15 protein-coding genes are annotated in these 21,970 nt (G+C 66.2%); 10 read left to right on the top strand and 5 right to left on the bottom strand.

The annotated features are described in order from the left end of the window. The first annotated feature begins 55 nt into the window (after window positions 1-55). From hemE to AB3347_RS07190, 3 genes are all read left to right on the top strand, one after another. A complete protein-coding gene (gene hemE / locus AB3347_RS07200; protein WP_369091109.1) occupies window positions 56-1,138 on the top strand; it encodes a uroporphyrinogen decarboxylase in 1,083 nt (360 codons plus the stop codon). 545 nt (window positions 1,139-1,683) lie between these two features. Next, entirely contained in the window at window positions 1,684-3,690 is a 2,007-nt protein-coding gene (locus tag AB3347_RS07195) for a primosomal protein N' (RefSeq protein WP_369091108.1), read from the top strand. An 86-nt stretch (window positions 3,691-3,776) separates the two neighbouring features. Then, complete coding sequence (locus tag AB3347_RS07190) at window positions 3,777-4,592, top strand: hypothetical protein (protein ID WP_369091107.1); 816 nt, start codon at window positions 3,777-3,779, stop codon at window positions 4,590-4,592. Here the strand turns inward: AB3347_RS07190 and AB3347_RS07185 are convergent. Continuing rightward, entirely contained in the window at window positions 4,561-5,427 is an 867-nt protein-coding gene (locus AB3347_RS07185) for an oxygenase MpaB family protein (protein ID WP_369091106.1), read from the bottom strand. The genes AB3347_RS07190 and AB3347_RS07185 overlap by 32 nt on opposite strands. Before the next feature lie 114 nt (window positions 5,428-5,541). Between AB3347_RS07185 and AB3347_RS07180 the strand changes: the two genes are divergently transcribed. Further along, entirely contained in the window at window positions 5,542-6,981 is a 1,440-nt protein-coding gene (locus AB3347_RS07180) for a dihydrolipoyl dehydrogenase (RefSeq protein WP_369091105.1), read from the top strand. A gap of 38 nt (window positions 6,982-7,019) precedes the next feature. Here AB3347_RS07180 and AB3347_RS07175 read toward each other — a convergent pair whose 3' ends face one another. The 3 genes from AB3347_RS07175 to modA all read right to left on the bottom strand — a co-directional run bounded on the left by AB3347_RS07175 (window position 7,020) and on the right by modA (window position 9,102). Beyond that, window positions 7,020-7,517: an SRPBCC family protein gene (locus AB3347_RS07175; RefSeq protein ID WP_369091104.1), complete on the bottom strand. Its 498-nt coding sequence runs from the start codon at window positions 7,515-7,517 to the stop codon at window positions 7,020-7,022. Window positions 7,518-7,603: 86 nt separating this feature from the next. Next, window positions 7,604-8,320, bottom strand: a complete 717-nt coding sequence (modB, locus tag AB3347_RS07170) for a molybdate ABC transporter permease subunit (protein WP_369091103.1) — start codon at window positions 8,318-8,320, stop codon at window positions 7,604-7,606. After that, window positions 8,317-9,102, bottom strand: a complete 786-nt coding sequence (modA, locus tag AB3347_RS07165; protein WP_369091102.1) for a molybdate ABC transporter substrate-binding protein — start codon at window positions 9,100-9,102, stop codon at window positions 8,317-8,319. Before modA ends, modB begins: the two co-directional genes overlap by 4 nt. Before the next feature lie 67 nt (window positions 9,103-9,169). Between modA and AB3347_RS07160 the strand changes: the two genes are divergently transcribed. The 3 genes from AB3347_RS07160 (at window position 9,170) to AB3347_RS07150 (ending at window position 13,826) form a co-directional block, all read left to right on the top strand. Further along, entirely contained in the window at window positions 9,170-11,230 is a 2,061-nt protein-coding gene (locus AB3347_RS07160) for a UvrD-helicase domain-containing protein (RefSeq protein ID WP_369091101.1), read from the top strand. Window positions 11,231-11,396: 166 nt separating this feature from the next. After that, on the top strand, window positions 11,397-13,541 hold the full coding sequence (locus AB3347_RS07155; protein ID WP_369091100.1) for a DUF4214 domain-containing protein: 2,145 nt from the start codon (window positions 11,397-11,399) through the stop codon (window positions 13,539-13,541). A 69-nt stretch (window positions 13,542-13,610) separates the two neighbouring features. Next, window positions 13,611-13,826 carry a SlyX family protein gene (locus AB3347_RS07150; protein WP_369091099.1) on the top strand — a complete coding sequence of 72 codons (216 nt, stop codon included), beginning with the start codon at window positions 13,611-13,613 and terminating at the stop codon, window positions 13,824-13,826. Here AB3347_RS07150 and AB3347_RS07145 read toward each other — a convergent pair. Further along, window positions 13,801-15,129, bottom strand: coding sequence for an FAD-dependent oxidoreductase (locus AB3347_RS07145; RefSeq protein WP_369091098.1), 1,329 nt, complete (start codon window positions 15,127-15,129; stop codon window positions 13,801-13,803). The two genes, AB3347_RS07150 and AB3347_RS07145, sit on opposite strands and share 26 nt — an antisense overlap. Window positions 15,130-15,313: 184 nt before the next feature. Here AB3347_RS07145 and AB3347_RS07140 point away from each other — a divergent pair, with 184 nt between their 5' ends. From AB3347_RS07140 to AB3347_RS07130, 3 genes are all read left to right on the top strand, one after another. Continuing rightward, window positions 15,314-17,446, top strand: a complete 2,133-nt coding sequence (locus AB3347_RS07140) for a M3 family metallopeptidase (RefSeq protein WP_369091097.1) — start codon at window positions 15,314-15,316, stop codon at window positions 17,444-17,446. Between the two features lie 107 nt (window positions 17,447-17,553). Further along, window positions 17,554-19,674, top strand: a complete 2,121-nt coding sequence (locus tag AB3347_RS07135; RefSeq protein ID WP_369091096.1) for a M3 family metallopeptidase — start codon at window positions 17,554-17,556, stop codon at window positions 19,672-19,674. 87 nt (window positions 19,675-19,761) lie between these two features. Continuing rightward, on the top strand, window positions 19,762-21,903 hold the full coding sequence (locus tag AB3347_RS07130) for a M3 family metallopeptidase (RefSeq protein ID WP_369091095.1): 2,142 nt from the start codon (window positions 19,762-19,764) through the stop codon (window positions 21,901-21,903). Window positions 21,904-21,970 lie beyond the last annotated feature (67 nt).

The raw sequence follows: 21,970 nt of genomic DNA, 5'->3' as shown, positions 1-21,970 counted from the left end.
GTGGGGCACCAAGGATGCGATAATAGAGGTTTTCCCTCCGCTTTCATTGTCAGCCATGCCACAATTTGCCCCGCTCCAGAACGACACCTTCCTGCGTGCGCTGCTGCGCCAGCCGACTGACTACACCCCGGTGTGGCTGATGCGCCAGGCGGGCCGCTACCTGCCGGAGTACCGTGCAACGCGCAAGCAGGCCGGTTCCTTCCTGGGGCTGGCAAAGAATCCCGACTTCGCCACCGAGGTCACGCTGCAGCCGCTCGACCGCTATGCGCTGGACGCGTCGATCCTGTTCTCGGACATCCTGACCGTGCCGGACGCGATGGGCCTGGGCCTGTACTTCGCCGACGGCGAAGGCCCGAAGTTCGAGCGTCCGCTGCGCACGGAAGCGGAGGTGCGCGCCCTGCAGGTACCGGATATGGCGTCGCTCGACTACGTCTTCAAGGCGGTAACCCAGATCCGCACCGCCATCAACGGCCGCGTGCCGCTGATCGGGTTCTCGGGCAGTCCCTGGACCCTGGCCTGCTACATGGTCGAAGGCGGCGGTTCGCGCGAGTTCCACACCATCAAGAAGATGATGTATGCGCGTCCCGACCTGATGCACCACATCCTGGACGTCAACGCGCGCGCAGTCAGCCAGTACCTGAACGCCCAGATCGACGCCGGCGCCCAGGCCGTGATGATCTTCGATTCCTGGGGCGGCGCGCTGGCCGACGGCGCCTACCAGGAATTCTCGCTGAACTACATGCGCCAGGTGCTGGGCCAGCTGCAACGCGAGAAGGACGGCGTGCGTATCCCGGCGATCGTGTTCACCAAGGGCGGCGGCCTGTGGCTGGACGAGATGGCGGACATCGGCGCCGACGCGCTCGGCCTGGACTGGACCGTCAACCTGGGCAAGGCACGTGCGCTGGTGGGCGACCGCGTGGCCCTGCAGGGCAACCTCGACCCGGCCATCCTGTTCGCCGAACCGGAACAGATCCGCGCCGAAGTGGAGCGCTCCCTGAGCGCCTACGGCACGCCGACGGTCGGCCACGGCCACGTATTCAACCTGGGCCACGGCATTTCCCAGTTCACCCCGCCGGAATCGGTGACTGCCATGGTCGAGGCTGTGCACAGCTTCAGCCGCAAGCAGCGTCTTGCCTGAATTCATCCGCAGCTGCGGCGAGATTGCCGCAGCAAAATCACACTTGTTCACAAGTTCGTCAAACGCGAAACTTATTCCTGTGGACATCTTTGCTTGGCATGAAAATACGTAAGTCAATGATACTTAAGCGTTTTTTTCATGGTGAACTGTAGGTATACACAGTAAGCCGGGTGTTTTACAAGTAAATTGTCCCAAGCTTCGGTCCATTGTTCACAAAGTTATGCACAGGATGATGGATGAGCTGGGAAAAGTGCTTGGTTTACGCGGACTTAGCTCAACTCTTCAAGTAAGGTCTGAAGATTCTGGTGCAGCGCAGCGAGTTTTCCCAACACCCATGTGCAGTTATGCACAGCAAGCCGATTCCAGACCGGGTTGTTAACAGGGATAACTCATGGTTTGCAAGTAATTGAATTTATTGGGAAAATTATTGTTGTTCCAGTGAATCGCGGGTTTTGAGTTGATCTAACGTAAACCTCGAACGGGGTCAAGTACCGCGCTATTCACAAAGTTTTCCACAGCTTTACTGCTAACAAAGAAGGTTGAACTTGGCACACTGCTTCCTCCAGGTTGCGCTCGATACACCGCTCAACAGCTGCTTCGATTACCGCTGGGAATGCCAGCCGGACGACGCGCCCGCGGTGGGCCAGCTGGTGCTGGTGCCCTTCGCGCGGCGCGAAGTGGTGGGCCTGATCGTCGCGGTCAAGCAGGACACCGAGGTCCCGCCCGGGAAGCTCAAGGATGCGATCGCCGTGCGCAGCCAGCTGTCGCCGCTGCCCGAGCGCTGGCTGGCGCTGGCGCGCTTCGCCGCCGATTACTACCAGCGCCCACTGGGCGAGGTGGCGCTGCCCGGCCTGCCGAAGAACCTGCGGGTGCCGAAGACCGTGGCGCTCGACCGGGCGCTGAAAAAACTGGCAAAGGAAGCGATCCCGCACGATCCCACGCCCTCCGGCATGCCGGTGCTGAACCCGGCGCAGCAGGAGGCGGCGAACGCCATCGGCGGGGCCCAGGGTTTTACTCCGATGCTGTTGTATGGCGTGACCGGCAGCGGCAAGACCGAAGTCTACCTGCAGGCCTGCGCCCAGGTGCTGGCGCGCGACGAGGGCGCCCAGATCCTGATCCTGGTCCCCGAGATCAACCTGACACCGCAGCTGGAAGGGAACATCCGCGCGCGCTTCCCCGGGGTGGCGCTGGCCACCCTGCACAGCAGCCTGTCCGAGGGCGAGCGCATGCTGCACTGGCTGGCCGCGCACCAGGGGCGGGCGCGCATCGTGCTGGGCACGCGGCTGGCGATCCTGTCCTCGCTGCCGGGCCTGAAGCTGATCGTCATCGACGAAGAGCACGACCCCTCGTACAAGCAGCAGGAAGGCCTGCGCTACTCGGCGCGCGACCTGGCCGTGTGGCGTGCGCACCAGCTGGGCATTCCGATCGTGCTCGGTTCGGCCACGCCCTCGCTCGAGAGCTGGCACCATGCCCAGACCGGCCGCTACCGCAAGCTCGAGCTGCGCGAGCGCGCCGTGCGCGACGCCGTGCTGCCGACCGTGAAGCTGGTCGACATGGAGCGCGACCGGCCCAAGGACGGCCTCACCGGCAGCCTGATCGCCGCGCTGCGCCAGCGCCTCGACCGCGGCGAACAGTCGCTGCTGTTCCTGAACCGGCGCGGCTATGCCCCGGTGATCTGCTGCGACGCCTGCGGCTGGATCAGCAACTGCACCCGCTGCACCGCCTTCATGGTGCTGCACCGGCCCGAGCACCGCCTGCGCTGCCACCATTGCAGCCTGGAGCTGCGCATCCCGCGCCATTGCCCGACCTGCGGCAACGTCGACCTGCAGCCGCTCGGGCGCGGCACCCAGCGCGTCGAGGAAGGATTGCAGGCGATGTTCCCGGAAGCGCGCATCCTGCGCATCGACGCCGACTCCACCCGCCTGAAGGGCAGTGCCCAGGCGGCCTTCGACAGCGTGCACCGGGGCGAGGTCGACATCCTGGTCGGTACGCAGATGGTCGCCAAGGGCCACGACTTCAAGAAGCTGACCCTGGTGGGCATCCTGAATCCGGATACCGCGCTGTTCTCGCAGGACTACCGCGCCAGCGAGCGCCTGTTCGCCCAGCTGATGCAGGTGGCGGGGCGCGCCGGCCGCGCCGGCGCAGCCTCCGAGGTGCTGGTGCAGACCCGCTACGCCAGCCACCCGCTGTACGGCGCGGTCATGCGCCACGACTACGACCGTTTTGCCGGCAGCCTGCTGGAAGAGCGCCGCCAGGCCGGCCTGCCGCCCTTCATGTACCAGGCCTTGCTGCGCGCCGAGGCCCCCGCGCTGGTCGATGCGATCGCCTTCCTGGAGGCGGCGCGCGACAGCCTGGTGTGGGAGGCGGTGATGATCAACGACCCGATCCCGATGACGATGACGCGCGTGCACAACGTCGACCGCGCCCAGCTGCTGGTGGAGTCCAGCTCGCGTCCGGCGCTGCAGGCCTTCCTGCGCGAGTGGATCGAGATCCTGCGCGGCATGAAGTCGCGCGTGCGCTGGTCGCTCGAGGTCGATCCGCTGGATATTTGAGCGCCCGTGGCGATCGGAGAGAATCCGGGGCCGCCTGCACTGCTACAGTAGCTGTTCCGCTACCACGACAGGAAAAAAGGTCCTCCATGCGCGCATCCATCATCCTGCTGCTTGCCCTGCTCGGTGCGGCAACGCATGCCCAGGCCGGCACCCGCTCCGGCGCCCTGGCCGTCGACGCCATCCGCAGCAGCATCGCCGCGCGCGACTGCGGCCAGGCCGTGGACCGGCTGAAAAGCGGCCTCAATAACGAATATCCGGAAGTCTTCCTGCTGGCCGGGTCGATGTTCGAGAACGGCCTTTGCGTCAAGCGCGACTGGGCGCGCGCGGTCAGCTTCTACGCGCAGGCGCACGGGGGCGGCGAAAAGGAGGGGGCGGCCCGGATCGCGGCCGGCTACGCCGACCCGGCCAACGGACCGGACGTCGCGGCCGCCCTCTGGTGGGCCTGGAAGACGCCCGGCTTCCAGCTGTCCCATTGCGCCGTGCCGCAGGAGGCCGCGGCCGACCCCGACCGCTTCGTCGCGGCGCTGGCGGCCTGGCCGGCGGCGCGGCTGGCAAGCTGCAACTACATCGCCGGCGTGCTGTCCACCATCGCGGCCGAGGTGAAGTATCCCGAACTGGCGGCGGCGCACGGCATTGGCGGCGATGTGACGCTGCGCTTCCTGGCGGGCGTGCCGCGTATCGAGCTGCAGCGCGGCGCGTCGCACGAATACGAGCTGCTCGGCTGGGTCAGTGCCGACACGCTGCGCGACCGCAAGACGCGCAGGATGGGCGACGGCTTCGAGGCGGCGCTGAGCGCCGTCGCCAACCGCGCCCTGCAGCGCTATCCGCATCCCGGCGGCATTCCTGCCGACACGCTGATCCAGGTGAAATTCAGTTTCGGGATCGAGCACCAGATGCGCTGAGCCGGCGCGCCGCCTGCAGCGATGGCGTATCGCCCAGCGGCAGCAGCCTGACGGCGCGCGCCAGCGCCCGCACCAGGGCCGCCTCGCCGGGGCGCAGGCCGCGTCCGCGCAACTGCGGCAGCGAGCGCACCGGTTCCGGCACGATTTCGACGGCGGCGCGCACCAGCAGGCGCTGCAGGGGACGCAGCGGCGCCGGCGCCAGTGGCGCCTCGGCGACGATGCGCAGGAAATCGGCCAGGATGGGCGAGCCCTCCAGCCCGGGTGTGGTCGCGGCCAGCAGGGCTTCCCACGCGGCCCACGAGCGCGGCGCGCCGGTCGCACCGTACAGCCTGGCAGCATGCTCGCCTTCGCCGAAGGCCGCATCCTTCTCGGCCGCGGACAAGGGGCGCACGTAATGGTGGTAGGCCTGGGTAAAGGCGAAGGCGGCGGTCGCCTGCACCCAGTCGAGCAGGCGCGGGTCGTTGGCGCGATAGGGCCGGCCGTCGGGCGTGCAGCCCTCGATCCGCGCGTGCATGCGTACCACGCGCGCGATCATCTGCTCGGCCGCCGAACGCGGGCCGTACACGGTCATCATGGCCGCGAAGCCGGTGCGCCGCAGGCGCATGCGCGGATCGCGCCGGAAGCCGCTGTGGTCCCACACGCCGGAGCGGACCGAGGGTTCGCTGAGTTCGAGCAGCACCGCCGCCACCCCGCCCACGAACAGGACGACCGGGTTGGCGAACACGCGCCATGCCACGCCGTCGCGCGGGGCCAGCGCCGGCTCTCCCGCCGGTTGGCTGAAGTCGAAGGCCATGCCCGGCGGCGGCCGCATCAATTCCCTGATCGTGTCCAGCATCGTCGCTCCCTGTCTTGCGCAAGCATGGTGGCACATTGGCGCGCTTCCGGCGGCGCGGCTGAAAATCGCGTATCGTTCCGGCATCATATGGGTAGAACAAGCACGGAGAAGACCATGAACAAACTGGACGTAGATGTTGCCGTCATCGGTACCGGCACTGCCGGCATGACCGCCTATCGGGCGGCAAAGGCGCAGGGCGCGCGGGTCGTGGTCATCGAAAGCAGCCAGTACGGCACCACCTGCGCGCGGGTCGGCTGCATGCCGAGCAAGCTCCTGATCGCAGCCGCCGAAGCGGCGCATGCGATGCAGCACAGCGCGCCTTTCGGCGTGCATGCGGGCGAGGTGCGCATCGACGGCCGCGCCGTGATGGAGCGCGTGCGGCGCGAACGCGACCGCTTCGTCGGTTTCGTGCTGGAAGGCGTGGACGCCTATCCCGAGGAAGACAAGCTGCGCGGCCATGCGCGCTTCACCGGCCCGCACACCCTGCTGGTCGACGACCATACCGAGATCACTGCCGCGCGCATCGTGATCGCCACCGGTTCCACGCCGCTGCGCCTGCCGGTACTGGAGAACGTCGGCCCCGGCATCGTCACCAGCGACGATGTGTTCTACTGGGATGCGCTGCCGAAATCGGTGGCCGTGATCGGCACCGGGGTGATCGGCCTGGAGCTGGGCCAGGCCCTGCACCGCCTCGGCGTGCGCGTCAAATTCTTCGCGCGCGGCGGCAGCATCGCCCAGCTGAGCGACCCGGAAGTGCTGCGCAGCGCCACCCGCGTGCTGGCCGAGGAGCTTGATATCCAGTTCCAGTCGAAGGTGGTGGGCGCGGTGCAGGACGGCGACGACGTCGCGCTCACCGTCAGCGACGCCCTGGGGGACGAAAAGACCGAGCGCTTCCAGTACGTGCTGATGGCGGCCGGCCGCACGCCCAACGTCCACGACATCGGGCTGGAACACACGGGGCTGGAACGCGGCGAGGACGGCATTCCCCATTTCGACGCCCGCACCATGCAGTGCGGGAACAGCCACATCTTCATTGCCGGCGACGCCAACAACGAGCGTCCGCTGCTGCACGACGCGGCCGACCACGGCAAGATCGCCGGCGACAACGCCGGCCGCTACCCGGACGTGCGTCCCGGCCTGCGCCGCACGGCGATCGCGGTCGCCTTCACCGAGCCGAACATCGCCACCGTGGGCGCCAGCTACCGCGCGCTGTGCGCCGGCGGCAAGCGCAAGTTCGCGGTCGGGTCGGTCTCGTTCGCCAACCAGGGCCGCAGCCGGGTGATGTTGCAGAACAAGGGCATGCTGCGTGTGTACGCGGAATACGGCTCGCGCCGCTTCCTGGGCGCCGAGATGATCGCGCCGCGCGGCGAGCACCTGGCGCACACCTTGTCCTGGGCTTGCCAGATGCGCATGACGGTCGACCAGATGCTGGAGATGCCCTTCTATCATCCGGTGATCGAGGAGGGCGTGCGCACCGCGCTGCGCGACCTGGCCCACAGCCTGGCGAAGGGCGAAAGCGACGTCGACGCCGCCGATACCGAGCCGGGAACCTGACTGGTCTTGTTGGATGGCCGGCGGAGCCGGCCACCCTGCTAGTTCAGGTAGCTGGCGTCCAGCTTGCCCTCGCCGGCGAGCTGGCGCAGGATGCGCACGGTATCGACGTCGGCTTCCTGGTAGGCCGAACGCTTGAAGTCGTCGTACATGGCGTTGGCCGGATCGGTGTGCTCGCCCTGGCCGTCGTCGTAGCAGAAGCGCACCAGCAGCACGCCCTCGGTCGGCGCTTCGATGATCATCTTCAGGCTCGAAGGGGCGATCTCGCCCTGGGCCGGCACTTCGTAGCGCACTTCCTTCAGCGGAGTCAGGTGCACGACGTCGTCGATGATCAGGTCGCCGTAGCGCAGGCGACGCTTGAAGCTGCCGGTGCCGCTGCCGCTGCTGCGTTCGCCGATCGTGCATTCGTCCAGGTGCGGCACGAACAGGGTCGGCGACTCGGCGCGCAGGACCAGCCCGCGCCACAGCTGTTCGATCGACATGGTGTCGATCAGCGGGTTGAGCGGATCGTTGATCTGGATGAGGTGTTCAAATTTCATGGTGCAGTCCAAGAGCGTCGGCGTGCAGCGCGACCAGGTCATGATACAAGGGTGCGATGTTACCCGATCGGGCAGCGCGGCGTCGCCTAGTTGTTGCCTAAAAAGATAGCGTGCTGCTTGCGCTGGAAGAAAGCAATCGCCATCAGGATCGCAAACGAGATCGCCAGCAGCACCAGCGCATAGGCGTGGGCCGCCGCATAGTTGAGTTTCTGGGCCTCGTCGTAGAGCGCGATCGAGGCCACCCGGGTCTGGCCCGGGATGTTCCCGCCCAACATCAGCACCACGCCGAACTCGCCCATCGTGTGGGCGAAGCTGAGCGACAGGCCGGTGAGGATGCCGTTGCGCGACAGCGGCAGCACGATCGAGAAGAAGGCCTGGCGCCGGGTCAGGCCCAGGGCCAGGGCCGACTGCACCAGGTCGCGGCTGACGTTGCGGAAGGCCGACTGGATCGGCTGCACCGCGAACGGCAGGCTGTACACCACCGAACCCGCCACCAGCCCGGCAAACGAAAAGGGCAGCGGATGGCCGAACACCGAGACCCAGGCCGCGCCCAGCGGCTGCTGCGGCGCCATCAGCACCAGCAGGTAGAAACCGATCACCGTCGGCGGCAGCACGATCGGCAGGCTGACCAGGGTTTCGACGAACAGGATGCCGCGCATGCGGCTGGTGTTGAGCCAGTTGGCCAGCGGGATGGCGATGGCCAGCAGCACCAGCGCGGTCACCAGCGACAGCCGCAGGGTGAGGCCGAGCGCCGCCCAGAGCTCGGGCGGAAAGGCGAAGCCGGCGAGCGAGAACCCGCTCATTCCCGAGTGGCCGCCGGCAGACCGAAACCGTTGCGTTCCAGAATGGCGCGCGCCGCCGGCGAGCCCAGGAAGCGCACGAAGCGCGCCGCCAGCGGCTGGCCGCTGCCTGCGCGGGTGACGATCGCTCCCTGCTCGATCGGCGCCACCCCGGCGTCGCTGATCAATTGGTAGCGGCCCACGCCGGCCATCCTGGGCGCCCGCACGGTGGCCAGCGACACGATGCCCAGCTGGGCATTGCCGGTCTGGACGAACTGGGCGGCCTGGGCGATGTTCTCGCCGATGACCAGGCGCGGCTGTACGGCGTCCCACAGCCTGTCGCGCTCGAGCACCGCCTTGGCCGCGCGGCCGTAGGGCGCGGTGTCGGGATTGCCGATGGCGATACGCTTGATGTCCTGCATGGCGCGTGGGTCTCGCAACAACGCCAGGCCCTGGCTGACGTCAAAGCGGGCGTCAGTGGTCCACAGCACGATACGGCCGAGCGCATACGGGCGCAGGGTGGCGCCATCGGCCGCGCCCAGTTTCGCCAGCTGGGCCGGATACATCATGTCGGCCGACAGGAAGACGTGGAAGGGCGCGCCGTTGCGGATCTGGGCGAAGAAGTTGCCGGAAGCGCCGGTCGAAACCTTGAGCTCGGCTTCCGGCGCTTCCTTGCGGAAGGCGGCCGCCAGCTCATCGATGCAATACGCCAGGTCGCTGGCCGCGGCGACCAGCAGCGGCGCCGCAGCGGCCGGCAGCGCCTGGAGCAGCAGTGTTGCAAACAAGCCGATAAGCAATTTTTTCATGGATTCATTTTAACGTGCCGGCCGACTCAGCCTTACAATACCCGGCCATTCTGCAGAAATCTTTCCCATGTCCAACGCACCAAAATTCGGCCTCAACGGGCCGCAGAGCGAAGCCGTGCTCTATCTCGACGGCCCATGCCTGGTGCTGGCCGGTGCCGGCTCGGGCAAGACGCGCGTCATTACGCAGAAGATCGCGTACATGATCGAAGACCGCGGCTACGACCCGCGCACGATTGCCGCCCTGACCTTCACCAACAAAGCCGCCCTCGAGATGCAGGAGCGCATCGCCAAGCTGCTCAAGCAGCCCAAGCAGGCCAAGCAGCTCACCGTCTCCACCTTCCACTCGCTGGGTGTGAAAATCCTGCGCCAGGAAGCGGCCGGCGTCGGCCTGAAGGACAAGTTCTCGATCATGGACAGCGACGATTGCTATACCGTCGTGTCCGACCTGGCGCTGACCACCGATAAACAGGAGATCCGCCGCATCCAGAATGCGATCTCGCTGTGGAAGAACGGCCTGGTCGACCCGGAAGACGCGATCCGCGATGCCAAAGACGAAGACGAGGCCATGTCCGCGCGCGTCTACCGCAGCTACCTGGCCACCCTGCAGGCCTACCAGGCGGTCGACTTCGACGACCTGATCCGCCTGCCGGTGGAGCTGTTCCGCAACAACGAATCGATCCGCGACCGTTGGCAGCGCCGCCTGCGCTACTTGCTCATGGACGAATACCAGGACACCAACACCTGCCAGTACGAGCTGGTGAAGCTGCTGGTGACCGGTCTCGGTAAAAAACCGATGTTCACCGCCGTGGGCGACGACGACCAGGCGATCTATGCCTGGCGCGGCGCCTCGGTGGAAAACCTGAAAACCCTGCAGACCGACTTCCCCGACCTGCGCGTCATCAAGCTGGAACAGAACTACCGCTCGACCACCCGCATCCTGCAGGCGGCCAATGCCGTCATCGGCAACAACCCCAAGCTGTTCGAGAAGTCGCTGTGGTCCGAGCACGGCCTGGGCGAGCCGATCGAGGTGCTGGGCATGCAGAGCGACGAGCAGGAAGCCGAGCAGGTCGCGATCATGATCTCGGCCGACCATTTCCAGCGCAAGAACAAGTGGACCGACTACGCGATCCTGTACCGCGGCAACCACCAGGCGCGCGTGATCGAGCAGGCGCTGCGCAAGGAGCGCATCCCCTACACCATGTCGGGCGGCCAGAGCTTTTTCGACAAGGCCGAGATCAAGGACATCATCGCTTACCTGCGCCTGATCGCGAACCAGGACGACGACCCGGCCTTCATCCGCGCCGTGACGACGCCGAAGCGCGGGGTCGGCATGGCCACGCTCGAGACGCTGGGCGAATTCTCGAAGCAGTGGAACTGCTCGCTGTTCGAGGCCGCGCGCAAGGGCGGCCTGGAGGCCAAGCTGGCCGAACGCCAGCTGGCGCCGCTGCGCGACTTCTGCCGCTTCATGCTGGATCTGGAAGACCGCGCCACCCGCCCCGGCCCGTCCGGCAGCGGCGACAATGCCGCCGAGGTGCTCGACGACATGATGAAAGAGATGAACTACGAGCACTACCTGTACGAGAACTTCGACGACCGCGCGGCCCAGGCCAAGTGGCAGAACGTACTCGAATTCACCAACTGGCTGAAGGAGCGCGGCCGGGGCGGGCGCGAGCGCGACGGCGAGGAAAAGAATCTGCTCGAGCTGACTCAGATGGTGGCCCTGATGTCGATGCTCGAAGGCCAGGACGAGGAACAGGATGCGGTGCGCATGTCGACCCTGCACGCCTCCAAGGGCCTGGAATACCCGCACGTGTTCCTGGTCGGGGTGGAGGAGGGCATTCTGCCGCACAAGGGCGACCCGGACGCGCCGGTGGAAGTGATCGCGGCCCGCATCCAGGAAGAGCGGCGCCTGATGTACGTCGGGATCACGCGCGCCCAGCGCACCCTGCGCCTGACCTGGTGCAAGAAGCGCAAGCGCGCCGGTGAGCTGGTGCACTGCGAGCCCTCGCGCTTCATCAAGGAGATGGCGCTGGACGTCGGCGACGCCCCGCCCAAGGAAACCGAGGTGCTGAGCCCGAAGGAAAGGCTGGCCAGTTTGAAAGCCCTGCTGGCGATGCCGAAAGCATAAGTTTGCCCGCTTTGGCGGAGCATGCGTTGCGCATAAGCCTTGAGCACTTGGCAAGGCCTACGCACGATTGAAATTCTTATTTGACTTCGTTTGTCTGCCGGGAAATACTTTCCGCAAAGCGAGCTCATCTTCTGAGCACGGCAACCCATTCCAACTACATCCACGCATGGCAACTGTTTCCGACATCAAGACTACGCCCTTGTCCGGCTTGAACCATATCGATGCGCTGCTCGACACCGGTCCCGACTGGAATTACCTGACCGGAAGCACGGCCAACACGCTCTACTACACGTTCTCGATTTCATCGGGTAACGAAGTCGATCCGGATATCGGAAAAGCAGTCACCGGACAGGAAGCATTTACGCAGGCGCAGCAGGTCGCGACCCGCTACGCGTTCGATTACCTGCAACGCATCACCGGCATCCAGTTCGTGGAGACCACGAACGGCACCGGCGCCCAGATCCACCTGGCGAACCTGAATATCGCAGACAGCAATACCACGGGTCTGTGCAGCTGGCAAAGCAGCTTTTCGTACACTTCGAACAATATGCTGACGTCTTACTCGGCCAATGCTTACGTCTATCTCGATAACGTCGAATGGCGCGCGCAGAACCGCGACCTGGAACCGGGCGGTTCGGGCTTCCAGACCCTGCTGCACGAACTCGGCCATGCATTGGGCCTGAAGCATCCGTTCGATGACGACATCCACCTCTCCGGTGGCGACAACACCGCGAACACGCTGATGTCCTACACCGACATCGGTGGTCCCTACAGCGCCTTCAGTCCCTACGACATTGCCGCCTTGAACTGGCTGTACGGCGGCGACGGCCTCGGCGGCGCGCTCGGCATTAACTCGGTCGGGGGCGGACGCTACATCACCGGCACGACCGGCAACGATCGCCTGGTGGGCACCACATCCGACGACAGCTTTGCCGGCATGGGAGGAAATGACATGATCGACGGCGGCGCCGGTACCGATACGGTGATCTTCAACCGGATGCGCAGTGAATTTACCTTTACCGAAAACGCCGGCACCGTGGTAGCCAGCCATGCCATCCTGGGCACGGTCACCATGATCAATGTCGAACAGTTTTCCTTTACCGACGGGCAGTACCAGCGTTCCCAGTTGACGAGCGATGTGACGGCGCCCGTTGCGCCGGTCCTGTCGGTGTCGAAGAACGCCGCCGGCTACACTTCCGGGAACAAGCCGCTCGTTACCGGTTCGGCCGAAGCAAATGCCGTGGTGCGCGTGTATGAAGGTAACAAGCTGGTGGCCGAGACCCGTGCCGACGCCAGCGGCCTGTTCAGCGCCGTGACCAGTGTCATCACCGATGGCCGGGACCATGTGCTGTTCGCGACCGCGACCGACGGCGCCGGCAACATATCCGAGCCCAGCGCCACGGTCAGCTTCCATGTCGACGCCACGCCGCCGGTCATGCCGACCTCGGCAATGACCCTGGCCGAGGGCGGCAACCAGCCGGTGTTTACCGGCACCGCCGAGGCCGGCACCACCATCCAGTTGGTGCGCATCAGCGATGCCACCGAAATCGGCCGTACCGTGGCCAAGGCGGACGGCACCTGGAAGCTCGATTCGGCGGCGCTGCCGAACGGCAGCTACGAAGTGGCAGCCGTGTCTGTCGACATCGCCGACAATGCCACCAGCGCGGGGACGCGCATGCAGTTCACCATCAACAGTGCACTGAACCTCAGCGGCAACAGCCTGGACAACCGCTTTACCCCGGGTGCGGGCAATAACGCGATCGACGGCGGGGCCGGCCTCGACACCGTGGTGTATGCCGGTGCACGCGCCGGTTTCACCATCGAGCGCGGCGTGTATGGCGTGAGCGTGACCGACAAGAACGGCGACCTGGGCATCGACAACCTGATCAACGTCGAGCGCATCCAGTTCGGCGATACCATGGTGGCGCTCGATATCGACGGCGCCGCCGGCGAGGTCTACCGCCTGTACCGCGCCGCCTTCGACCGTGAGCCGGACAAGGGCGGCCTGGCCTACTGGATCAAGGCGCTCGACACCGGTAATTATTCGCTGACCCAGATCTCGCAGATGTTCCTGGCCGACAGGGAAGCCCAGACCCTGTATTCGGCCGATCCGTCGGACGCCTACTTCGTGACCAAGCTGTACGCGCACGTGCTGCACCGTCCGGCCGAAGGCGCCGGCTTCGATTTCTGGGTCGACGGCCTGAAGCATGCCAGCCGTGCCGAAGTGCTGGCCTTCTTCTCGGAGAGCCCGGAAAACCAGGCGCAGGTGATTGGCCTGATCAACAACGGCATCGATTACCCGCTGGCTTGAGACTGCTGCGCGCGCCGGGCGGCATGGTGACTCCTGTCATAATGCCGGCTTTGCGCGCGGAGTATGAGCATGAGCCAGGAAGACCGCTTCTCGGATCGCCTTGTCGATATCGAGATCAAGCTCTCGCACCAGGAAGACCTGGTCGAGACGCTGAATCAGACCATCTACCGTCAGGGGCGCCGCATCGACCAGCTCGAAGCCATGGTCGCCGCGCTGGCGGACCACATCCGCACCCTGCAGTCCACCCGCCAGGGACCGGTCAACGAGAAACCGCCTCACTACTGAGCGGGGCCAGGGCGGCCCCGGCCAGCATGGCGCCCAGCCGCTTGCCCAGGCATAGCAGGGTGAGCGTGGGCGGCAGTCCCCACGGCTGCGGGATCACCGAAGCGTCGCATACGTAGAGTCCCGGGGCGGCGCGCAGCTCGCTGTCCACACCCGCGCCCGCTTTTCCTCCGATCGGGATGCTGCCGCCCGGATGCGCAGCGAAATGGCGGGTCGCGAACACCTGCCTGGCGCCGGCCTGGGCCAGGATCGCGCGGGCCATGCCGATGCCCTTGTCGAAGCGCGCCCGGTCGCCCGGCGTGAGGCGCTTGTCCACCCAGCGCGGGCCGACGGCCCCGCCGATGTCGTCGCGGATCTTCACCATCAGGCTCAGCGTGCGCCGGTGCGCGCCCATTCGGTCGACGCGGCCGGCCTGCAGCGCGAAGGCCGCGTACATCGGGCCCGGCAGCGTGAGGTCGGCCAGTGCGATGCCTTCTTCGGGAAGGCCGGCCCCGGCCACCATCGGCACCTCGGCGCCGCCGATGGACTCGTCCATGTCGTCGACGCTGCCCATCACCGCCACCACCGGATCGCTGAAGAAGGGGGCAAGGCGCGGCCCCAGGCCGGATGCGTGCAGCAGGCGCGGGCTGCCGATGCCGCCACCCGCCAGCACCACCAGCGGCGCATGCGCGGTGCCGATGGCGCCCGCCCGCCTGAATTCCACGCCGGTGGCGCGGCCGTCTTCCATCAGCACGCGCCGCACCCGGCTGCGCTCGAACAGCACGGCGCCATGCCGGCAGGCTTCTTCGACGAAGTCGCGCGCGCTCCACTTCGCGCCGTACGGGCAGCCGTATACGCAGCGCCAGCAGCCGCTGCGGCAGGCCTGCGGGCGGATCATCTTGTCGAGCTTTTCCCAGGTAAAACCGGCCGCGCGCGCCGCGCCCATGATGCGTGCGGCCATCGGGCCGACCAGGCTGTCGGGCAGGGGCGCGAGCGGCAGTTCCTGGCGCAGTTCGGCCAGGCTTGGGCCCAGGTCGATGCCGTGGGCCGCGAACATGGCGGCAGGCGGGGCGGCGGCGGTGGCGAAATTCAGCGCCGAGCTGCCGCCGAGCCCCGTGCCGGCCACCAGCAGCGAGGCGTCGCGGTGCAGCCAGGCGCCGCGGCCGGGCAGGGCCATCGTGGCCATCTGGCCCAGCGTGCCCTTCAGGGGCGCGGCGCTGCCCTGTTCGAGGATGAGCACGCGGGCGCCGGCACGCGCCAGCTCGCGCGCGGTGCTGGCGCCGCCGGGGCCGGTGCCGACGACGATGGCGTCAAAGGAGCGGGACAAGAGGTTTTCCATGGTCAGGAAAACGATGCTAACACGCGAAATTGATACATGGCTGATACATGCGGATACATGCCGGATACATACTTTTTTAATTGTGACGTCGTGCGTATAAGCCTGCTATGATCTTCGCGCAACGGCTGTCGAGCACGCCCGGCAGCTCCTTCCCAAGTGCCAGAAAGATCCCATGAACCGACCACACCTGTTCATCGTTGCCGCCAGCCTCGCCTTGTCGCAAGCCGCCGCAGTTGCCGCGCCCGCCACACCGGCGCTGGACGCATCCAATCCGTTCGCCCAGCCCAGCAGCCTGCCGCTGAACTACCCGGCCTTCGACAAGATCAAGAACGAGCACTTCCTGCCCGCCTACGCCGCCGGCATGGCCGAGCACCTGCGCGAGATCGAGGCCATCGCCGCCAACAAGGCCGCACCGACCTTCGACAACACCATCGTCGCCATGGAGCGCGCCGGCCAGATGCTGGCGCGCGTGGCCGCGACTTTCTCGAACCTGCAGACCGCCAACACCAACGACGTGCTGGACGCAGTCGATCGCGAGATGTCGCCGAAACTGGCGGCCCACAACGATGCGATCTACCTGAACCCGGCGCTGTTCCAGCGCATCAAGACCCTGCACGCCAAGCGCGCCACGCTGGGGCTGGACGCCGAGTCGAAGCACCTGCTCGAGCGCGTGTACAAGGAATTCGTGCGCGCCGGCGCCAACCTGTCCGCCGCCGACAAGGACAAGCTCAAGAAATACAACGCCGAGATCGCCTCGTTGCAGTCGGACTTCTCGCAGCGCGTGCTGAAGGAAGCCAACGCCTCGGCGCTGATCGTCGACTCCCGCGACGAGCTGGCAGGTTTCTCGGATGCCGAGATCAATGCCGCAGCCGCCGAAGCGGAGAAGCGCGGCCTGAAGGGCAAGTACGCGATCGCCATCGTCAACACCAGCAGCCAGCCGGCGCTGGCCGTGCTCAAGAGCCGCAAGACCCGCGAACGCCTGATGGCCGCGTCGCTCAATCGCGGCAGCCGCGGCGGCCAGTTCGATTCGCGCGACCTGGTGCTCAAGCTGGTCAAGCTGCGCGCCGAACGCGCCGCGCTGCTGGGCTACCCGAACTACGCGGCCTACTCGCAGGAGCTGGAAACCGCCAAGAACCCGGCCGCCGTCAACAAGCTGCTGGCCGAACTGGCCAAGCCGGCCGTGAACAACGCACGCAAGGAAGCGGCCGAGATCCAGAAGGTGATTGACCAGGAGAAGGGCGGCTTCCAGCTCGCCAGCTACGACTGGCCGATGTACCAGGACAAGGTGCGCGCCGCCAAGTACAACTTCGACGAGAACCAGCTGCGCCCCTACTTCGAGCTGAACCGCGTGCTGGTGGACGGCGTGTTCTTCGCCGCCACCAAGGAATACGGCATCACCTTCAAGGAGCGCAAGGACCTGCCGGTGTACGACCCGGACGTGCGCACCTTCGACGTGTTCGACCACGACGGCAAGCAGCTGGCGATCTTCATCTTCGACCCTTACGCCCGTGGCAACAAGCAGGGCGGCGCCTGGATGAACGAATACGTGTCGCAATCCGCCCTGCTGGGCAAGAAGCCGGTGGTCGGCAACCACCTGAACATCCCGAAGCCGCCGAAAGGCCAGCCGACGCTGCTGACCTACGACGAAGTGCGCACCGCCTTCCACGAGTTCGGCCACGCCCTGCATGGCATGTTCTCGAACGTGAAATATCCGCACTTCTCGGGCACCAACGTGCCGCGTGACTTCGTCGAATACCCGTCGCAGGTCAACGAGATGTGGGCGATCTGGCCCGAGGTGTTATCCAATTACGCGAAACACCACCAGACCGGCGCGCCGATGCCGAAGGAACTGCTGGACAAGGTGGTCGCCTCCAAGAAGTTCAACCAGGGCTACCTCACCACCGAGTACCTGGCCGCCTCGCTGCTCGACCAGCGCTGGCACCAGCTCAAGCCGGGCGAGATCCCGACCGACGTGCTGGCCTTCGAGGCCAAGGCGCTGAAGGATGCCGGCGTCGATTTCGCCCCGGTGCCGCCGCGCTACCGTACGACCTACTTCTCGCACTCGATGAATGGCGGCTATTCGGCCGGCTACTACGCCTACCTGTGGAGCGAGAAGCTCGACGCCGATACGGTCCAGTGGTTCACCCAGAGCGGCGGCCTGTCGCGCAAGAACGGCGACCACTTCCGCAAGACCTTGCTGTCGCGCGGCGGCAGCGCCGAGGCGATGGACCTGTTCCGCAGCTTCCGCGGCCGCGACCCGGTCATCGAGCCGCTGCTGGAACGCCGCGGCCTGGTCGGCAACTGAGCCGGTCGTTCTTTTTTTCCTGCGTCATTCCTGCGCTGCCGGGCCACAAGCCCGGCGGCGCCAGGGCGGGCGTGCATCAACGTAGTTCAATCAACATCCGAGACACCATGAATCGTCCCCGTATGCTCCTGATCGCAGCAAGCGTTGCGATGGCCAACCTGGCTTATGCCGCCCCCGCCGCGCAGCTCGATGCGTCCAATCCGTTCGCCAAGCCGAGCACCCTCCAGTACGGCTACCCGGCCTTCGACAAGATCAGGAACGAGCACTTCGCCCCGGCCTTCGCCGCAGGCATGCGCGAGCAGGCGCTCGAAGTGGAAGCCATCGCCAACAACAAGGCGGCGCCGACCTTCGAGAACACCATCGTCGCGATGGAGCGTTCGGGCCGTCTCCTGAACCGTGTGTCCTCGGTGTTCTCCGCCCTGGTCGGTTCCTACACCAACGACACCCTGCAGGCGCTGGACAAGGACCTGGCGCCCAAGCTGGCCGCGCACGGCGACGCGATCCGCCTGAACCCGAAGCTGTTCCAGCGCATCCAGACCCTGTACGCCAAGCGCGACAAGCTGGGCCTGGACGCCGAGTCGACCTACCTGATCGAGCGCTATCACAAGGACTTCGTGCGCGCCGGCGCCAAGCTCTCCGATGCGGACAAGCAGAAGCTGCGCGACTACAACAGCAAGCTGGCCGCCCTGCAGACCCAGTTCAGCCAGAACGTGCTGAAGGAAGTGAATGCCTCGGCCTTCGTGGTCGACACCCGCGAGGAACTGGCCGGCTTGCCGGCGCGCGTCATCGACGCCGCCGCGCTCGAGGCGAAGAAGCGCGGACTGGACGGCAAGTTCGTGATCCCGGTCGTGAACACCACCCAGCAGGGCCCGCTGTCGCAGCTGACCAACCGCGCGACCCGCGAAAAGCTGCTGTCGGTGTCGCTGGTGCGCGGTTCGCGCGGCGGCGAATTCGACAACCGCGAAGCCGTGCTGCAGTTGGCCAGGCTGCGCGCCGAGCGCGCCGAGCTGCTGGGCTACGCCAGCCATGCCGCCTACTCGCTGGAAGACCAGACCGCCAAGGACACCACCGCCGTTAACAAGCTGCTGTCCGACCTGGCCGTGCCGGCCGTGCGCAACGCCAAGAAGGAAGCGGCCGAGATCCAGGAAGTGATCGACGCCGAGAAGGGCAACTTCAAGGTCGCCGCCTACGACTGGAACTACTACAGCGACAAGGTGCGCACCGCCAAGTACGCCTTCGACGCCAACCAGCTCAAGCCCTACTTCGAACTCGACCGCGTCCTGAATGACGGCGCCTTCTTCGCCGCCAACAAGCTGTGGGGCATCACCTTCAAGCAGCGCAAGGACCTGCCGACCTACGACGCCGACGTGCGCGTGTACGACGTGTTCGAAGAGAACGGCGAGCACCTGGCGATCTTCGTGCTCGACCCGTATGCGCGCCCGAACAAGCGCGGCGGCGCCTGGATGAGCGCCCTGGTCAGCCAGAGCACCCTGCTGGGCAACAAGCCGGTCATCACCAACAACCTGAACCTGACCAAGCCGGCGGCTGGCGAGCCGACCCTGCTCACCTGGGACGAAGTGCGCACCACCTTCCACGAATTCGGCCACGGCACCCACGGCTGGTTCTCGAAGGTGAAGTACCCGCGCTTCTCGGGCACCAGTGTGCCGCGCGACTACGTCGAGCTGCCGTCGCAGGTCTACGAAATGTGGATGGCCTGGCCGGAAGTGCTGAGCAACTACGCCAAGCACTACCAGACCGGCGAACCGATGCCGAAAGAACTGCTGGACAAGCTGCGCGCCTCGCAGAAGTTCAACGAAGGCTACCGCACCACCGAGTACCTGGCCGCGGCCGTGCTCGACCAGCGCTGGCACCAGCTGGGTTCGAAGGCGATCCCGGCGGACGTGAAGTCGTTCGAAGAACAGGCGCTGCGCGAGGCGGGCCTCGATTTCGCACCGGTCCCGCCGCGCTACAGCTCGACCTACTTCTCGCACGCCTTCTCGGGCGGCTACTCGGCCGGCTACTACAGCTACCTGTGGGCCGAGCGCCTGGACGCCGACGCCGGCGAATGGTTCAAGGAAAACGGCGGCCTGCTGCGCAAGAACGGCGACCGCTTCCGCAACATGGTGCTGTCCAAGGGCGGCACCATGGATGCGGTGCAGATGTACCGCTCCTTCCGCGGCCGCGACCCGGTCATCGAGCCGCTGCTGGAACGCCGTGGCCTGAACTGATGTCGACGAAGCCGGCGTTCGCGCCGGCTTTTTGATTGCCGCCCACCCGCTGTTACAACCCACCACAACCACAACAAGGAGGACACCATGATCCGTCCACACATCCTGCTGGTCGCCGCCGCCGCCGGCGCCGCCGCCAGCATGGCCGCCGTTGCCGCCCCGCTGGCTTCCGCATCGATGCTCGAGGCTTCGAACCCCTTCGCCAAGGCGAGCACCCTGCCGTTCCAGTACCCGGCCTGGGACAAGATCCGCAACGAGCACTTCGCCCCCGCGTTTGCCGAGGCGATGCGCCAGGAAGCCGCCGAGATCGAGGCGATCGCCAACAACAAGGCCGCCCCGACGTTCGAAAACACCATCGTCGCGATGGAGCGTTCGGGCCAGCTGATGAACCGCGTCAGCGCCGCCTTCGGCACCCTGAAGGGCTCCTACACCAACGATGCCCTGCAGGCCCTGGACAAGGAACTGGCGCCGAAGCTGTCGGCCCATAACGACGCGATCCGCCTGAACCCGAAGCTGTACGCCCGCATCAAGGCGCTGTACGACAAGCGCAGCAAGCTGGGCCTGGACGCCGAGTCGCAATACCTGATCGACCGCTACCACACCGACTTCGTGCGCGCCGGCGCCAAGCTGTCCGACGCCGACAAGGCCAAGATGAAGGCGATGAACGGCCAGCTGGCCGCGCTGTCGACCGAGTTCGCCCAGAACGTGCTGAAGGAAGCCAACGCCTCGGCCCTGGTCGTGGACAGCCGCGCCGAGCTGGCCGGCATGTCGGACAAGCAGATCGATGCCGCCGCTGCCGAAGCGAAGAAGCGCGGCCTGGACGGCAAGTTCGTGATCCCGGTGGTGAACACCACCCAGCAGGCGGCCCTGTCGGTGCTGACCAACCGCGCCACCCGCGAGAAGCTGCTGGCAGCCTCGCTGGCGCGCGGCTCGCGCGGCGGCGACTACGACAACCGCGACGTGGTGCTGAAGATCGCCAAGCTGCGTGCCGAGCGCGCGACCCTGCTGGGTTACCCGAACCACGCGGCCTACCACCTGGAAGACCAGACCGCCAAGACCCCGGCCGCCGTGAACCAGCTGCTGGCCGAATTCGCCAAGCCGGCGGTGAGCAACGCACGCAAGGAAGCGGCCGAGATCCAGAAGGTCATCGACGCAGAGAAGGGCGGCTTCCAGGCCGCCGCCCACGACTGGGCCTTCTACAGCGACAAGGTGCGCGCCGCCAAGTATGCCTTCGATGCCGGCCAGCTGCGTCCCTACTTCGAACTGAACCGCGTGCTGCAGGACGGCGTGTTCTTCGCCGCCAACAAGGAATTCGGCATCAGCTTCAAGGAGCGCAAGGACCTGCCGACCTATAACGAGGACGTGCGCGTGTTCGACGTGTTCGATCATGACGGCAAGCAGCTGGCGATCTTCACCTTCGACCCGTACGCGCGCGCGAACAAGCGCGGCGGCGCCTGGGCCAATGCCTGGGTCCCGCAGTCCAAGCTGATGGGCACCAAGCCGGTCATCGCCAACAACCTGAACATCGCCAAGCCGGCCGCCGGCGAACCGACCCTGCTGACCTACGACGAAGTGCGCACCACCTTCCACGAGTTCGGCCACGCGCTGCACGGCATGTTCTCGGACGTGAAGTATCCGCGCTTCTCGGGTTCGCGCGTGCCGCGCGACTACGTCGAGTTCCCATCGCAGGTGAACGAGATGTGGATGGCCTGGCCGGAAGTGCTGGCCAACTACGCCAAGCACTACCAGACCGGCGCACCGATGCCGAAGGAACTTCTGGAGAAGGTGCAGGCCTCGCAGCAGTTCAACGAAGGCTTCCGCACCACCGAGTACCTGGCCGCCTCGCTGCTGGACCAGGCCTGGCACCAGCTGTCGCCGGGCCAGATCCCGACCGACGTGCTGGCGTTCGAAGCCGACGCGCTGAAGAAGGCGGGCGTGGACTTCGCCCTGGTGCCGCCGCGCTACCGCAGCACCTACTTCTCGCACACCTTCGCCGGCGGCTACTCGGCCGGCTACTACGGCTACCTGTGGGCCGAGAAGCTGGACGCGGACACCGTGAACTGGTTCAAGGAACACGGCGGCCTGACCCGCAAGAACGGCGACCACTTCCGCAAGACCCTGCTGTCGCGCGGCGGCACCATCGACGCGATGCAGATGTACCGCAACTTCAGCGGGCGTGACGCGCAGGTGCGTCCGTTGCTGGAGCGTCGTGGACTGACCGGCGAGTAATCGCTGCATGTATGCCGGCCGTGCAATGCGGCCGGCATTGTCGCCGTCGACGCCAAGTTTGCTAAAC

The sequence above is a fragment of the Massilia sp. X63 genome, from assembly GCF_041023745.1.
Classification (GTDB): Bacteria; Pseudomonadota; Gammaproteobacteria; order Burkholderiales; family Burkholderiaceae_D; genus Telluria.
The sequence above is the reverse complement of the archived record's forward strand: the minus strand, read 5'-3'. Positions and strand labels throughout refer to the sequence as shown.

What these genes read in the sequence shown, in the direction of transcription:
- hemE (WP_369091109.1), top strand. Translation starts at nt 56, where the DNA reads ATGCCACAATTTGCCCCGCTCCAGAACGACACCTTCCTGCGTGCGCTG.
- AB3347_RS07190 (WP_369091107.1), top strand. Translation starts at nt 3,777, where the DNA reads ATGCGCGCATCCATCATCCTGCTGCTTGCCCTGCTCGGTGCGGCAACG.
- AB3347_RS07185 (WP_369091106.1), bottom strand. Translation starts at nt 5,427, where the DNA reads ATGCTGGACACGATCAGGGAATTGATGCGGCCGCCGCCGGGCATGGCC.
- AB3347_RS07180 (WP_369091105.1), top strand. Translation starts at nt 5,542, where the DNA reads ATGAACAAACTGGACGTAGATGTTGCCGTCATCGGTACCGGCACTGCC.
- AB3347_RS07175 (WP_369091104.1), bottom strand. Translation starts at nt 7,517, where the DNA reads ATGAAATTTGAACACCTCATCCAGATCAACGATCCGCTCAACCCGCTG.
- modB (WP_369091103.1), bottom strand. Translation starts at nt 8,320, where the DNA reads ATGAGCGGGTTCTCGCTCGCCGGCTTCGCCTTTCCGCCCGAGCTCTGG.
- modA (WP_369091102.1), bottom strand. Translation starts at nt 9,102, where the DNA reads ATGAAAAAATTGCTTATCGGCTTGTTTGCAACACTGCTGCTCCAGGCG.
- AB3347_RS07160 (WP_369091101.1), top strand. Translation starts at nt 9,170, where the DNA reads ATGTCCAACGCACCAAAATTCGGCCTCAACGGGCCGCAGAGCGAAGCC.
- AB3347_RS07155 (WP_369091100.1), top strand. Translation starts at nt 11,397, where the DNA reads ATGGCAACTGTTTCCGACATCAAGACTACGCCCTTGTCCGGCTTGAAC.
- AB3347_RS07150 (WP_369091099.1), top strand. Translation starts at nt 13,611, where the DNA reads ATGAGCCAGGAAGACCGCTTCTCGGATCGCCTTGTCGATATCGAGATC.
- AB3347_RS07140 (WP_369091097.1), top strand. Translation starts at nt 15,314, where the DNA reads ATGAACCGACCACACCTGTTCATCGTTGCCGCCAGCCTCGCCTTGTCG.
- AB3347_RS07135 (WP_369091096.1), top strand. Translation starts at nt 17,554, where the DNA reads ATGAATCGTCCCCGTATGCTCCTGATCGCAGCAAGCGTTGCGATGGCC.
- AB3347_RS07130 (WP_369091095.1), top strand. Translation starts at nt 19,762, where the DNA reads ATGATCCGTCCACACATCCTGCTGGTCGCCGCCGCCGCCGGCGCCGCC.